Origin of the sequence: Acidovorax sp. Leaf160, assembly GCF_001424265.1 — a bacterium.
Lineage (GTDB): Bacteria > Pseudomonadota > Gammaproteobacteria > Burkholderiales > Burkholderiaceae_C > Paracidovorax.
Genome location: NZ_LMOV01000029.1, coordinates 97,946 through 112,897, shown reverse-complemented (window position 1 = coordinate 112,897; position 14,952 = coordinate 97,946). Strand labels below are relative to the sequence as shown.

At 70.9% G+C, this 14,952-nt stretch carries 9 protein-coding genes; 4 read left to right on the top strand and 5 right to left on the bottom strand.

Annotated elements, in window-relative coordinates; all coding sequences use genetic code 11:
• Positions 1–99: 99 nt before the first annotated feature.
• Both ASF94_RS20135 and ASF94_RS20130 read left to right on the top strand, forming a co-directional pair.
• Positions 100–1,233 carry an aminotransferase class V-fold PLP-dependent enzyme gene (locus tag ASF94_RS20135; protein WP_056670885.1) on the top strand — a complete coding sequence of 378 codons (1,134 nt, stop codon included), beginning with the start codon at positions 100–102 and terminating at the stop codon, positions 1,231–1,233.
• Positions 1,234–1,294: 61 nt separating this feature from the next.
• Positions 1,295–2,614, top strand: coding sequence for a DUF445 domain-containing protein (locus tag ASF94_RS20130; RefSeq protein ID WP_056670882.1), 1,320 nt, complete (start codon positions 1,295–1,297; stop codon positions 2,612–2,614).
• Positions 2,615–2,696: 82 nt separating this feature from the next.
• Here the strand turns inward: ASF94_RS20130 and ASF94_RS20125 are convergent, their stop codons facing one another.
• The 4 genes from ASF94_RS20125 to purU all read right to left on the bottom strand — a co-directional run bounded on the left by ASF94_RS20125 (position 2,697) and on the right by purU (position 8,597).
• Positions 2,697–4,268, bottom strand: a complete 1,572-nt coding sequence (locus ASF94_RS20125; protein ID WP_235505446.1) for an FAD-linked oxidase C-terminal domain-containing protein — start codon at positions 4,266–4,268, stop codon at positions 2,697–2,699.
• Positions 4,269–4,457: 189 nt separating this feature from the next.
• Positions 4,458–6,461: a UvrD-helicase domain-containing protein gene (locus tag ASF94_RS20120; RefSeq protein WP_056670880.1), complete on the bottom strand. Its 2,004-nt coding sequence runs from the start codon at positions 6,459–6,461 to the stop codon at positions 4,458–4,460.
• Positions 6,462–6,634: 173 nt separating this feature from the next.
• Positions 6,635–7,549 (bottom strand): LysR substrate-binding domain-containing protein, encoded by a 915-nt coding sequence (locus ASF94_RS20115; protein WP_235505445.1) that lies wholly within the window; start codon positions 7,547–7,549, stop codon positions 6,635–6,637.
• Positions 7,550–7,748: 199 nt separating this feature from the next.
• Positions 7,749–8,597: a formyltetrahydrofolate deformylase gene (gene purU / locus ASF94_RS20110; protein ID WP_056670877.1), complete on the bottom strand. Its 849-nt coding sequence runs from the start codon at positions 8,595–8,597 to the stop codon at positions 7,749–7,751.
• A gap of 103 nt (positions 8,598–8,700) precedes the next feature.
• On the opposite strand from purU, the gene ASF94_RS20105 reads away from it, so the two are divergent.
• Positions 8,701–11,184, top strand: coding sequence for a putative bifunctional diguanylate cyclase/phosphodiesterase (locus ASF94_RS20105; protein ID WP_369818684.1), 2,484 nt, complete (start codon positions 8,701–8,703; stop codon positions 11,182–11,184).
• A gap of 183 nt (positions 11,185–11,367) precedes the next feature.
• On the opposite strand, the gene ASF94_RS20100 is transcribed toward ASF94_RS20105, so the two are convergent.
• Positions 11,368–12,042 (bottom strand): NAD(P)H-dependent oxidoreductase, encoded by a 675-nt coding sequence (locus ASF94_RS20100; protein WP_056670871.1) that lies wholly within the window; start codon positions 12,040–12,042, stop codon positions 11,368–11,370.
• Between the two features lie 301 nt (positions 12,043–12,343).
• Here ASF94_RS20100 and ASF94_RS20095 point away from each other — a divergent pair, with 301 nt between their 5' ends.
• A complete protein-coding gene (locus tag ASF94_RS20095; protein ID WP_082493452.1) occupies positions 12,344–14,860 on the top strand; it encodes an adenosylcobalamin-dependent ribonucleoside-diphosphate reductase in 2,517 nt (838 codons plus the stop codon).
• The last annotated feature ends 92 nt before the right edge of the window (positions 14,861–14,952 follow it).

Below are 14,952 nucleotides of genomic sequence, written 5' to 3'. Positions count from 1 at the left end.
AAAGTTAGGTAAAACGGCGGGCAGCCGCCCCCGGGCGCGTCGATGGGGCGCGTGCTAAGCTGGCCCGCGATTGTTTGTCTGCGACTCGGAGAACCCCCCATGCCTGGCTTGCTGCCCCACATCGACCCCGATGGTCTGCTCGAATTCTCGGTCGTCTATACCGACCGCGCGCTCAACCACATGTCCAAGCGCTTCACGGGTGTGATGCAGGACATCCTCGCCACGCTCAAGCAGGTCTACGGCGCCCACACGGCGGTGCTGGTGCCGGGCAGCGGCACCTTCGGCATGGAGGCGGTGGCGCGCCAGTTCGCCAACCGCGAGAAGGTGCTGATCGTGCGCAACGGCTGGTTCAGCTACCGCTGGAGCCAGATCTTCGACGCGGGCGCCCTGGGTGGCGGCGCGGTGGTGTGCAAGGCGCGCCAGCAGGGCGAGGGCGCCCAGGCGCCCTGGGCGCCGTGCCCGGCCGACGAAATGGCCGCCGCCATCCGTGCCGAGCGGCCCAGGGTCGTGTTCGCGCCCCATGTGGAAACCGCCAGCGGCATCATCCTGCCGGACGACTACCTGCGCACCGTGGCCGACGCGGCGCACGAGGTGGGCGCGCTCTTCGTGCTGGACTGCGTGGCCTCCGGCGCCATGTGGGTGGACATGCGCGCCACCGGGGTGGACGTGCTGATCAGCGCGCCGCAGAAGGGCTGGAGCGGCTCGCCCTGCTGCGCCATGGTGATGCTGAGCGAGCGCGCGCGCCAAGCCATCGACGGCACGCAAAGCTCCAGCTTCTCGTGCGATCTGAAGAAATGGATGCAGATCGCCGAAGGCTACGAAAAAGGCCAGCACGCCTACCACACCACCATGCCGACCGACGCGCTGGTGCAGTTGCGCGATGTGATGCTGGAGACGCGCGACTACGGCTTCGAGAAGGTGCGCCAGGAGCAGATCGACCTCGGCGCGCAGGTGCGCCAGCTGCTCGAATCGAACGGCCTACCGAGCGTGGCGGCCGAAGGCTTCAAGGCGCCGGGCGTGGTGGTCAGCTACACCACCGACTTGGGGCTCCAGAACGGCTCGAAGTTCGCCGCCGTGGGCCTGCAGACCGCTGCGGGCGTGCCGCTGCAGTGCGACGAAGGGCCGGACTTCCGCACCTTCCGCATCGGCCTCTTCGGGCTGGAGAAGTGGCACAACGTGGAGCGCACGGTGGGCCATCTGCGCACCGCGCTGGCCCAGGTCATCTCCCGCTGACGCGCCAGGGAAAAGCCGCGCCGGGTGGACGCGGCGCCGGCCCCGGGGCTATCCTGCGGCCATGCCACTGACTGCCACCGCCACACGACAGGACCACGAGGCGCTGCTGCGCCGCGCCAAGCTCCAGGCCACCGGGCTGCTGCTGCTCGTCGTGGCCGTGTTCGCCGCCACCTATGCCTTTCCGCGCGGACTGGCGGTGGACTGCGTGCGCGCCGTGGCCGAGGCGGCCATGGTGGGCGCGCTGGCCGACTGGTTTGCCGTCTCCGCGTTGTTCCGCCGCATTCCGCTGCCCTGGGTGAGCGGGCACACCGACATCATCGCGCGCAACAAGGACCGCATCGGCGCCAACCTGGCCGAGTTCGTGCGCGAGGAGTTCCTCGACGGCCCCTCGCTGGTCAGCATGATCCGCCGGCACGACCCGGCCGACATGCTGGCGCAGTGGCTCACCGCGCCGTCCAACGCCGGCCTGCTGGGCCGCCAGGTGGCGCGGCTGGCGGCGGCGGCGCTCGACACCGTGGAAGACAGCAAGATCCAGGAACTGCTGGGCCAGGCCGTGCGGGCGCTCATCGGGCGCATCGACCTCAGCAAGTCGATGGGCGCCGCGCTGGGTGCGCTCACGCAGGGCGGGCGCCACCAGGCGCTGCTGGACGATCTGCTGCAGCGGCTGGGCACCATGCTGCAGTCGACCGAAACCCGCACCTTCATTGCCGACACGCTGATGCAGTGGATCAAGCGCGAACACCCGCTCAAGCAGAAGGTGCTGCCCACCGACTGGCTCAGCACCAAGGGCGCCGGCGCCATTGCCCACGCCATCGAAAGCCTGCTGGAGGAAGTGGCGAAGGACCCGCATCACCAGTTGCGCGACACGCTGGACAGCGCCGTCGAGCGCCTGATCGGCCGCCTGCATAGCGACCCCGACTGGGCCCGGCGCGGCGAAGAGATGCGCGCCTACCTGCAGGGCGACCCCAAGCTCGGCGCCTACGTGGCCGAGCTGTGGGGCCAGGCGCGCCAGGCCCTGCACCGCGACCTGAACGACGAGCAGTCGCAGGTGTCGCGCCAGGTCACCGCCATGGGCCAGTGGCTGGGCATGTCACTGGCCGGCGACGCCGCGCTGCGCGTGCGGCTGAACGTGCGCCTGGAACTCTGGGCCGCCCAGTGGGCACCCGACGTGGCGCAGTCGGTGGCCGAGCACATCCGCAGCACCGTCCAGCGCTGGGACGGCCGCGAGATGGCGCACCTGGCCGAACTGCACATCGGCCGCGACCTGCAGTACATCCGCATCAACGGCACCGTGGTGGGCGGGATGATCGGGCTGGTGCTGTTCGCGCTGTCGCATGCGCGCGAGCTGTGGGCGGCGGCGCAGGTGGGGATGGGCGGCTAGGCGCCGACCAGGTGAATAACGCTTGCCGGCCAAGTGCTGCGCAAGGGCCGACCAGGCGCCGGCCATGGGCCGGCCGAGCCTTTCAGAACCTGGGCAGCTCCGGGTGCGCGATCTGCCCGCCACGCACCAGCATCTTTCCGTACTCCGCGCAGCGGTTCAACGTCGGGATGACCTTGCCCGGGTTCAGCAGGCCCGCCGGGTCGAACGCGGCCTTCAGCGCCAGCATCTGGGCGTTCTCCTCGGTGGTGAACTGCGTGCACATGCTGTTCAACTTCTCCACGCCCACGCCGTGCTCGCCCGACACGGTGCCGCCCATGGCCACGCTGGTCTCCAGGATGTCGGCGCCGAAGAGTTCGCAGCGGTGCAGTTCGTCCGGGTCGTTGGCGTCGAACAGCACCAGCGGATGCAGGTTGCCGTCGCCGGCATGGAAGACGTTGCAGCAGCGCAGGCCGTACTTTTTTTCCATCTCCTGGATGGCCAGCAGGATGTCGGCCAGGCGCTTGCGCGGAATGGTCGAGTCCAGGCACATGTAGTCGGGGCTGATGCGGCCCGAGGCCGGGAAGGCGTTCTTGCGGCCGCTCCAGAAGCGCAGGCGCTCGGCCTCGTTCCCGCTCACGGTGATGGCGGTGGCGCCGGCGGCGCGCAGCACCTCGCTCATGCGGCCGATCTCTTCCTCCACCTCCTCGGGCGTGCCGTCGCTCTCGCAGAGCAGGATGGCTTCCGCCGTCAGGTCGTAGCCGGCCTTCACGAAGTCTTCCACGGCGGCGGTCATGGGCCTGTCCATCATCTCCAGCCCGGCCGGGATGATGCCGGCCGCGATGACGGCGGCCACCGCGTCGCCGGCTTTGCGCACGTCGTCGAAGCTGGCCATGATGCAGCGCGCCAGCTGGGGCTTGGGTATCAGGCGCACCGTGGCCTCGGTGGTCACGGCCAGCATGCCTTCGCTGCCGATGACGGCGGCCAGCAGGTCGTAGCCCGGCGTGTCGAGCGCCTCGCTGCCGAATTCGACCGGCTCGCCCTCCACGGTGAAGCCGCGCACGCGCAGCACGTTGTGCACCGTGAGGCCGTACTTCAGGCAGTGCACGCCGCCCGAGTTCTCGGCGATGTTGCCGCCGATGGTGCAGGCGATCTGGCTGGACGGGTCGGGCGCGTAATACAGCTGCCAGGGCGCCGCCGCTTCGCTGATGGCCAGGTTGCGCACGCCGCACTGCACGCGGGCGGTGCGGCCCACCGGGTCGATCGACAAAATGCGGTTGAAGCGCGCGAGCGACAGCGACACCCCCATGGCATGCGGCATGGCCCCGCCCGACAGGCCCGTGCCCGCGCCGCGCGCCACCACCGGCACGCCCAGCGCGTGGCAGGTGCGCAGAACGGCCTGCACCTGCGCTTCCGTTTCCGGCAGGCAGACGACCAGCGGGCGCTGGCGGTAGGCGGTCAGGCCGTCGCATTCGTACGGCGTGGTGTCTTCGGCATGCCAGAGCAGCGCGTGCGCCGGCACATGGGCGGACAGGGCCTTGACCACCTGGGCCTGGCGGGCGGCGCGCTCGGACGCGGTCGGCACCGGGGCGGTGAGGGGCTCGGGGGCGGCCGGTGCGTTGTCGGATGCGGTCGCGGCGGGGGTGGCGGGGGTGGCGGTGAAGGGGGCTGCGCTCATGCCGACCACTGTAGAGGAAGGCCGCGCGCGGGTGTGTGAGTTTTCTTGCAGCGGCCCGTGAAATGGCCGGCGGCGCCACGCCAAGGCAGGGCGCCCTGGATCTGTCCTCGGCATGACGCTATGAAAATAATAGCTATCTGTGCAGGTGGGACGGGCGCTTGAGGCCGATTTTGCCTTGATCGATGCCGCCTACACCGGCCCCGGGCTCACCGGCCGCCGCGGGCCCTCCAGCAGCCAGAGCCGCCGGCGCGCCCGGGTCAGGGCCACGTAGAGCATGTTGCGTTCCCGGTAGGCCTCATGCCGTGCCGCGCTGCGTGGAAAGCGGCCGCGCTCCACGAAGGGCACCGCCACGTATTCGTACTCGTGGCCCTTGCAGCGCTCCACCGTCAGCAGTTGCAGGCTGGGCTCTTCGCGCTGGCGGTGCTGGTCGATGCCGGCCTGCACCATGGCCGCCAGCCGGCCGAGGAATTCGTCCACCGACAGGCCCGCGCCGATGCGTGCCAGCGCGCGCAGGCTGTCGCGGCACTGGGCCAGCTCCTGCGTGCCGATGGGCGCCTGGGCGAAGAAGCGGTCGACGAGCGGATGCGCGCAGAGCTGGCCGGCATCGGCGCAGGCGTCCGCCGGCAGGGCCAGCAGCGCCTCGCACACGGCGGACGCCACCGGCGCCTGCGGGTCGAAGCTGGCGCGCACCAGGAAGCGGCGCAGCAGCTCCTGCTTGCCGATCAGGCCGCTGGCCACGGCGCGCGTGTCGACTTCGACGGGCGAGTCCTGCGCCAGCGCTTCCAGGTCGAAGGCGCCGTTGGCCAGCACGTCGGGGTCGGGCCGGCTGCTGCGGCGCACATAGCGCAGCAGCCCTTCGATGGCGCTGCTCAGAATGCCCTGGGTGAGCCGCGTGGCCGCGTTGCAGCCCTGCATGGCGCCCATCAGCGCCAGCACCAGCGCGATCTCGCGGCGCTGGTAGAACCGCTTCATTCCCTTGCAGGCGTAGTGCACGCCCTCGTGGGCGAACAGCCATTCCAGCAGCACCGAGTCCTCGGGCGAGCGCAGCACGATGTGCAGCGCAGGCGCCGGGCCCGCGGCTGCGACGGGCAGCCGGCGCACCGCGTCGTGGATGGCCAGCAACTGGCGCGCGCAGTCGTCGTCGCTGGCGTAGCTGCGCGGCTCGAACACGGCGGCCTGCGTGGGGTAGTGCGACGCGAATTCCACGCCGAAGAGCGGGTTCAGCGCATGGCAGATGGCGTTGCCGAAGCGGTAGGTGGTGTTCAGTGTCAGCACCTGCGTGTCCGCCGGCAATTCCTGCCGGATGCGCGCCTGGTGGTTGCCGAAGACCGAGAACGCGCCGGGCAGGATGTGCTGGTTGAAGTCGCCCGCGCCGACGAAAACGCCGTTGCCGCCGGCCACCAGCTGGCGCAGCACCCGCACGGCCGCCTCGTCCAGGTCCTGCAGTTCGTCGAACAGCACCGCGTCGAAGCGGGACTGCAGCGGCGCGAAGGGCTCGCCGAAATCCAGCGCATCCAGCCGGCGGGCGACTTCGTAGGTGCAGTCGCCGGGCGCGTAGAACTGCGGTTCGTCGCCCGGGCCGCGCCGCAGCCGTTCGTAGTGCAGCAGCAGCTGGTAGAGGCCCCAGTCCAGGTCGTTGTCCTGGCAGTAGGCCAGCGCGCCCAGCCCGCTCTCGTCGATGTGGTGCTGCAGCAGCCGCTGCTTGGCCAGGGCCTCGAAATCGGCGAACGCCTGCACGTCGAGTTCGCGCGCCAGAAACTCGGCCAGCTCCGGCGCGGCGCCCTCGCCGTCGCCCGCTGCGTGGCTCGTCTGCAGCGCGCTCCAGGCCTGGCGGATCAGCAGGTGCTTGTGCAGCGGCTCGGTCAGCGGCACCACGGCCTCGCCCTGCGCCTGCAGCACGCTGGCGCAGAGCTGCTCCACCGTCATGATCTGCACCTGGCGCGGAATGCCGGGCACGAACTGCGCCAGCCGCTGGGCGATGGCGGCCAGGCCCGCGTCGGAATAGGCCAGCATCAGGACGCGGCTCGCGCCCTGGCGCTGCAGCAGGTCGGCCGCCTTGATGGCCAGCGTGGTCGTCTTGCCGGTGCCGGCCAGCGCGCTGACGAGGATGGAACGCGCGCTGGCGTTCAGCACCTCGTTCTGCTCCAGCGTGGGGTAGCGTTTCTTGAAAGTGGCGGATTGCTGCGATGCCATGGGGGGCGGCGCTCCAGGCGCCGATCTAACGGTTGCTATGTTTTGCTATCGAATATGTAGCTACGGGCGCTTGTGTATCAAGCGCTGGTGGCTGTTTTGGCTTGGAATCTGCCTGCCCTGCGGCCCTTGCCGCCCCTGCGGCGGCTGCGGTGGCGCGGTCCAGGCGCGGCCGGTCAGGCCATCGCCCGGCGCAGCCAGTCGGCGAATGCCGCGCATTCCCAGCGGTCCATGGTGCCGGTGCGCCAGCACAGGTAGTGCGCATGCGGGCTGGGCGCCTGGATGTCGAAGAGCCGCACCAGCGTGCCTTGCTCCAGCCAGGGCGCGCCCAGCTTCAGCCGCACCAGCGCCACGCCCATGCCGGCGGCGGCAGCGTCGCACATCAGGCCGATGTCGTTGAACTGCGAGCCCTCGCTGGGCGCCGGCCAGTCCAGGCCGCAGGCGGCGAACCACGGGCGCCAGGGCTCCAGCGGGCTGCGCAGCAGGGCAACGCGTTCCAGGTCCTCGGGCCGCTCGAAGGGCCCGTGCTCGCGCACGAAGGCGGGCGAGGCCAGCGGCGTGACCACGTCGCGCGCGATCTCCACGTGCTCCATGTCGGCATAGTGCCCCGGGCCGAAGCGCACCACCAGGTCGGCGTCTTCCGCCACCACGTCCAGCAGCGGAATCGACACCTGCAGCGCCAGGTCGATCTCCGGATACACCTCGGTGAACTGCCGCAGCCGCGGAATCAGGATGACCCGCGCGAAGGTCGGCGTGACGGCCAGCTTGAGCCGCCGCTTGCCCGGCGCCTGGTCGCTGCCCGGAAAGCGCTGCAGCGCGCTCAGGCCCTCGCGCACCTGGGCCAGGTAGGTGCTGCCCTCGGTGGTCAGCGAGAAGTCGGCGCGCCCGAAGAGCCGCACGCCCAGGATCTGCTCGAGCTGCTTGACCCGGTGGCTCACCGCGCTGGGCGTCACGCACAGCTCCTCGGCCGTCTGCGTCACGCTGCGCAGCCGCGCCAACGTCTCGAAGGTGATCAGGCACTGGATGGGCGGAATGCGCTGCGCGGCGTTGCGCGAGAAGGAGCCCGTGGAGGGCAGGTGGTGGGCGGCCAAGTCAGTGCCCCTGCGCGATGTGCGTGGCGTGCGCGGTGTGCCCGGCCGGCGGGTCGAAGCGCACGCGCTGCGTCCCCACCTTCCGGCGGGCGCCGAGCAGGCCATGCCGGCGGCCGCCGTGGACCCGGCTTGGCCGGGCCGCCGGTGGCGTCCCCCGGCAGGGCGAAGGCGCGAAGCGACGCAAGGGGCGGGCCATGGTCTAGCGGAAGACGACCGTCTTGTGGCCGTTCAGCAGCACCCGGCGCTCGGTGTGCCACTTGACGGCGCGGGCCAGCACCTGGCTTTCGGTGTCGCGGCCCCGGGCCGTCAGGTCTTCCACCGTGTCGGTGTGGTCGGCGCGGGCCACGTCCTGCTCGATGATCGGGCCTTCGTCCAGGTCGGCCGTCACGTAGTGCGCCGTGGCGCCGATCAGCTTCACGCCGCGGTCATGCGCCTGGTAGTAGGGCTTGGCGCCCTTGAAGCTGGGCAGGAAGCTGTGGTGGATGTTGATCGCCCGGCCCGACAGCTTGCGGCACAGATCGTCGCTCAGCACCTGCATGTAGCGCGCCAGCACCACCAGCTCGGCGCCCTCCTGCTGGATGATCTCGAACTGCCGTGCCTCGGCCTGGGCCTTGTTGTCCTTGTTCACCGGAATGTGGTGGAAGGGCACGTTGTAGCTGGCCGCCAGCTGGTAGAAGTCGCGGTGGTTGCTGATGATGGCGCTGATCTGCACCGGCAGCAGGCCGGACTTCCAGCGGAACAGCAGGTCGTTCAGGCAGTGACCTTCTCGGCTGACCATGATGACCGTCTTGACCGGCTCGCAGGCCGCATGCAGGTGCCAGTGCATCTGGAAGGGCTCGGCGAAGGCGGTCAGGCGCTCGCGCAGGGCGGCGGCATCGTGCCGGTCGCAGGCGAACTGCAGCCGCATGAAAAAGAGACCGGTGTCGTGGTCGTTGTACTGCGCGGCCTCTTCGATGTTGCCGCCTTGCTCCAGCAGAAAGCCGGAAACGGCATGCACCAGCCCCAGTCGGTCGGGGCAGGACAGGGTGAGAATATAGGCTTGGGTCATAGCCGGGCGATTGTCGCAGCACCGCAGGGCACGCCGCGCGCTCCGGCGCGCCGTGCCGGCTGCCCAACCGCCGGCGACGAATGCGAACGAAACAAGCGAGGACGTGATGGACAGCAAGGCCGCCCGTGCGGGGCGGGCGGTGGGGTGGGGCCTGCTCATCTACCTGGCCGTGGGCACAGCCTGGGTGCTGGCGGGGGGGGCGCTGCTGGACCGGTGGGCGCCAGGCTTCGCCGCGCAGCCCGGCGGCGCCCTGCGGGGCCCTGCCGCCCTGGCGGGTCTGCTCTGGGTGCTGGCCAGCGGCGCGCTGGGCGCGGGCTGGCTGCTGCGCCGGCAGCGGGCCGACGCACGCCAGCGCACCGACGCCGCCCGCGCCGCGCAGACCGCCCTGCAGCGCAGCGAGGCCCGGCTGCGCCTGGCGCTGGAAGGCGGCGTGGGCGTGTGGGACTGGCGCCCCGGCCAGCGCCGGCTCGACTTTTCGGCCGGGCTGCAGCGCCTGCTGCGCTACCCGGGCGAAGACTTCGACCAGGATTTCGCGCTGCTGCCCCGGGTGCACCGTGGCGACCGCCGCTGGCTGGTGGCCGCCGCCCGCGCCGCGCTGGCCTCCGGCGAGCCCTTCGCCGAAAGCGTGCGGCTGCGCTGCTTCGATGGCGAGGTGCGCTGGTTCCTGGTGCGCGGGCGCCGCCCGGTGGACGGTGCGGCTGGCGATGCCGTCCAGGGCAGGGCCTCTCCTTCGGCCGCGCCTGGCATCGCCCGACTGGCGGGCACGCTGGCCGACGAAACCTCCGCCCGCCGCGAGGCCGAGCGCAGTCGCCTGGCCGCCACCGTGGTGGACAACACCACCGAGGGCGTGCTGGTCACCGACGCCGCCAGCCGCATCCTCTCGGTCAACGCCGCCTTCACGCGGCTGGTGGGCTACACCGAGGCCGAGCTGCTGGGCCAGAACCCGCGCCTGCTCAAGTCCGGCCGCCACGGCCCCGGCTTCTACCGGTCGATGTGGGAAGCCCTGCAACGCACCGGCCACTGGCGCGGCGAGATCTGGAACCGCCGCAAGAACGGCGAGGTGTTCCCCGAGCGCATGTCCATGTCCTGCGTGCGCGACGCCTCCGGCGCCATCACGCACTACGTCTGCATGTTCGCCGACATCTCCGAAGAGAAGGCGCAGTTCGGCCGGCTGGAATTCATGGCGCACCACGACGCGCTGACCACGCTCGCCAACCGCAGCCACTTCGCGCAACAGCTGGAGTCCGCCGTGCAGGCGGCCGAGGCCAGCGGCGAACGCATGGCCGTGCTGCTGCTGAACCTGGACCGCTTCAAGGACGTGAACGACAGCTACGGCCACGCCATCGGCGACCAGGTGCTGCAGCACATCGCCCGCCGCGTGCAGGCCGCCATGGGCGACGACGTGCTGATCGGCCGCATGGCCGGCGACGAACTGGGCGTGCTGGCCCGCCGCCTGGGCGAAGGCGGCGGAAACCCACCCGCCGCAGCCGGCGCAGCCGCCTCTGCCGCCTCTGCCGCCTCTGCCGCCTCTGCCGCCTCTGCCGCCTCTGCCGCCGACGACATGGCCGGTGCCGGCGAAGCCGCGGCCGTGGCCCAGGCCATGATCGCGGCGGCCGGCGAGCCCTGGCGCTCGCCCGAGGGCTTCGAGGTGGTGGCCGGCGCCAGTGTCGGCATCTGCCTCTTTCCGGCCCATGCCGCCACCGCGCAGTCGCTGCTGCAGGGCGCCCACGCGGCGGTCTATGGCGCCAAGGCCCGGGGCCGGGGTGCCTGGTGCTTCTTCGACGAAGGCCTCACCGCCGCCGCGCGCGAGCGCATCGCGCTCGAAGCCCGCCTGCGCCGCGCCCTGGCGCTGGGCCATCTGCAGATGCACTACCAGCCGCAGGTGGACATCGCCAGCGGCCGCATCGTGGGTGCCGAAGCGCTGGTGCGCTGGGTGGACCCGGACGAAGGCCCGGTCGCGCCGGCGCGCTTCATCCCGGTGGCGGAAAGCTCCGGCGTGATCGGGCCGATGGGCGAGTGGGTGGTGCGCGAGGTCTGCCGGCAGGGCCGGGCCTGGCTCGACGCCGGGCTGGCGCCGGTGACCCTGGCGCTGAACGTGTCGCCGCGGCAGTTCCACCTGACCGACCTGGTCGGCGGCGTGGAGAACGCGCTGCAGCACAGCGGTTTTCCGGCCAGCGGGCTGGAACTGGAGATCACCGAAGGCGCCCTGGCCGAGCGCCCGGAAGAAGCCCGCCAGGTGCTGTTGCGACTGCGCGCGCTGGGCGTGCGCATGGCGGTGGACGACTTCGGCACGGGCTATTCGTCGCTCGCGCACCTCAAGCGCTTTCCCATCGACGTGCTGAAGATCGACCGCGGCTTCATCCGCGATCTGCCGCAGAGCACGGACGACACGGCGATCTGTACCGCCATCATCGCCCTGGGCCACAGCCTGGGGCTGTCGGTGCTGGCCGAAGGCGTGGAAACCGAAGCGCAGCTGGCCTTCCTGAAGGCGCGCGGCTGCGACAGCTTTCAGGGCTATCTGTGCGCCAGGCCGTTGCCGGCCGGCGCATTCGCCGACCTGCTGCGGAGCCAGGCGGGAGCGCATTGAACCGCAAGCAGTTGCTATTTATTTAATAGCAATTGACCCAATGATATCAAGCGCTAGGGGGTGATTCCATTCAAAAACTGGGCCGCTTCCGGTGGCGGCGCATTCCGAGGCCGTCCGAAGGGCGCCGGCCCTGACCGGGCTGGAGGAGTCCCCTCCGTTCCGGCCTGCACCCGACCGAAGGCCTCAGACCTCGGTGACGAAGCGCTCGCGCGGGCGGCGCACCTTGGGCAGATCGACCAGCCAGTCCTGCTCGGCCACGCGATAGCCCAGCGGCAGCACCGCCACGCTGCGCAGATGGCGCTCGCCCAGGCCCAGGATCTCGTCCAGCGCCTTCGGGTCGAATCCCTCCATCGGCGTGCTGTCCACGCCTTCATACGCAGCGGCCACCAGGGCGGCGGCCAGGCCGATGTAGGCCTGGCGCGCGGCATGCTCGAAGTTCACTTCGGCGCTGCGCTGCGGGTACGAATTCAGCAGCTGCTGGCGATAGTTCTCCCAGCCCTCGTTCTTGAAGCCGCGCACTTCGTTGGTGTAGTCGAACATGGCGTTGATGCGCTCGGCCGTGTAGTTGTCCCACGCCGCGAACACCAGCAGGTGCGAGCAGTCCACGATCTGCCCCTGGTTCCAGGCGATGGGGCGAATGCGCGCGCGCACTTCCGGGTCGGTCACCACGAACAGCTCGAACGGCTGCAGCCCGCTGGAAGTGGGCGCCAGCCGGGCGGCCTCGACGATGCGCTCGACCTTGTCGGCGGGCACCTTGCGGCTCGGGTCCATCTTCTTCGTGGCATAGCGCCAGTTCAGGCGCTCGATCAGGGAGTGGGCGTCGGAGGAGGGCTGGGTGGTGTCGGGCTGGGTGGACATGAGGGAACAGCTTTCTATGGAGCGCAAAGCGCGGGAGATGCTGGAATGTAGGGGCTGCCCAGCCGCGTACCAGGGTGCCGCCGAGCATCACTGTGTTCTGTATTCGATGCCAATGCAGGCACCTGGGTCTGCTAGGAGCGCTGCCCGAATCGAGCAGCGCCCGGACCGCCTGCGTCGGCAGGGCAGCGCCCAAACCCTCGTCGGGCGCGTTGACTTGTGCCAACCCCGCTGACGCTCCGACGGTGTACAAAGCCCCCTCGCCACCCGCCATGCCGGGCGGCTCAGTGGAAGGCCCCGTGACATGCAACGCGACAACCATCCCCTCGCGCCGGAAGGCGCCGACGACGCACTCCGCTCGCCCGGCGCACCCTTGGGCGTGCAGCCCATCAGCCTGGACGTGCTGCGCGAGAAGTACCTGAAAAACGGCGAGCCCGATGCCGAGGCGCTGTTCGCCCGCGTGGCCCGGGCGCTGGCGTCGGTCGAGCCGGCAGCCGAGCGTGCCCGGCACGAGGCGCTGTTCCTGGCCAACCTGCAGGCGGGCGCCATCGGCGCGGGGCGCATCATGAGCGCGGCGGGCACCGACATCCGGGCGACGCTCATCAACTGCTTCGTGCAGCCCGTGGGCGACTGCATCCAGGGTGTGGACGACGGCGGCTACCCCGGCATCTACGAAGCACTGCGCGAGGCGGCGGAGACCATGCGGCGCGGCGGCGGCGTGGGGTACGACTTCTCCCGCATCCGCCCGCGCGGGGCGCTGGTGCGGGGCACGGCCTCGCAGGCGTCGGGCCCGTGCAGCTACATCAACGTGTTCGACCAGTCGTGCTCCACCGTGGAGAGCGCCGGCGCGCGGCGCGGCGCGCAGATGGGCGTGCTGCGCATCGACCACCCCGACGTGCTGGACTTCATCACCGCCAAGCGCACGCCCGGTCGGTGGAACAACTTCAACGTGTCGGTGGGCGTACCGGGCGAATTCATGGCGGCGGTGGAAGCCGGCGGGCCGTGCCAGCTGGTGCACGCGGCCGAGCCGGGTGCCGCGCTGAAGGCCGAAGGCGCGCACCGCCGCGCCGATGGGCAGTGGGTCTACCGCACGCTGGCGGCCCGCGAGCTGTGGGACACGATCATGCAGTCGGCCTACGACTTCGCCGAGCCCGGCATCCTGTTTCTCGACCACATCAACGAAGACAACAACCTGCGCTATTGCGAGGACATCGCTGCTACGAATCCTTGCGGCGAGCAGCCCCTGCCGTCCTACGGCTGCTGCGACCTGGGCCCCATCATCCTCACGCGCTTCGTGCAGCGGCCCTTCGGCCTGCCGGGCGGCGAGCCGGCGTTCGACTTCGCCGCGTTCGAAGCCGCCGTCGCCACCCAGGTGCGGGCGCTGGACAACGTGCTCGACCTCACCTTCTGGCCGCTGCCCCAGCAGCGCGAGGAATCGGCGGCCAAGCGGCGCATCGGCGTGGGCTTCACCGGCATGGGCAACACGCTGGCCATGCTGCGCCTGCGCTACGACCGGGCCGAGGGCCGCGAGATGGCCGTGCGCATCGCCCGCCACCTGCGCGATGCGGCCTACCGCGCATCGGTGGCGCTGGCGCGCGAGAAGGGCGCGTTCCCCCGGTTCGATGCCGACGGCTACCTGGCACCGGGCACCTTCGCCAGCCGCCTGCCGGCCGACATCCAGGCGCTGATCCGCGAGCACGGCATTCGCAACAGCCACCTGCTGTCCATCGCGCCGACGGGCACGGTGAGCCTGGCCTTCGCCGACAACGCCTCCAACGGCATCGAGCCACCGTTCTCGTGGACCTATACCCGCCGCAAGCGCGAGGCGGACGGCAGCACCAGCGAATACGCGGTGGAGGACCACGCCTGGCGGCTCTACCGCGCGCTGGGCGGCGACGTGGGCCGGCTGCCGGACTATTTCGTCTCGGCGCTCGCCATGTCGGCCACCGAGCACATCGCCATGATGCAGGCCGTGCAGCCCTATGTGGACACCGCCATCTCCAAGACGGTGAACGTGCCGGCCGACTACCCGTACGCCGACTTCAAAGGCCTCTATCTGCAGGCCTGGAAGGCCGGGCTGAAGGGGCTGGCCACGTACCGGCCCAACACCATCCTCGGGTCGGTGCTGGAGGTGGCAGCGTCCGCACCCGCACCCGCACCCGCACCCGCAACCGCAACCGCAACCACGCCTGCACCCACGCCTGCGGCGCCCGTGGCCGCGGTCGCACCCGTGGACCCGTTGCGCACCGTGATCGAGAGCCGGCCCAAGGGCGGCCTCTCCGCCGTCGCGGAGAAGCTCGAGTACTGGACGCAGGAAGGACACAAGACGCTCTACCTCGTCGTCTCCTTCCTGCCCGTGCCCGACGGGCGCGGCGGCACGGTGGACCGGGCCATCGAATTCTTCATGCCGGTGGGGCAGAGCGGCGAGTCGCAGCAGTGGATCACCTCCAGCATGCGGCTCCTGTCGCTGGCCGCGCGCGGCGGCTTTCTGGAGCGGGCCCTCTCCGACATGCGCAAGGTGGCCTGGGACCGGGGCGCGGTCCGCCTGGGCACGCACCGCAGGGACGACGGCACGCCCGTGCCGCTGTGGCACGAGTCGGAAGTGGCTGCCATGGCCTATGCCATCCAGAACATCCTGGCGCGCCGCGCGGAACAGCCCATGCAGCAGCAGGTGCTGCCGCTCGACGAGCCGCCGCTGCCTTCGGACACGCCGCCGGCCATGGCGGGCAAGAAATGCAGCGAATGCGGCGCACATGCGGTGATCCGCAAGGACGGGTGCGACTACTGCACGCAGTGCGGGCACCTGGGGAGCTGCGGTTGATGGCGGCATGCCCCTCTCGGCCCGGCCGCCCCCGCAGCCGACGCCAGGCGCCTCCGCAGGGCTGGGCGGCCGCCCGGCTGCGGCCCGCCAGA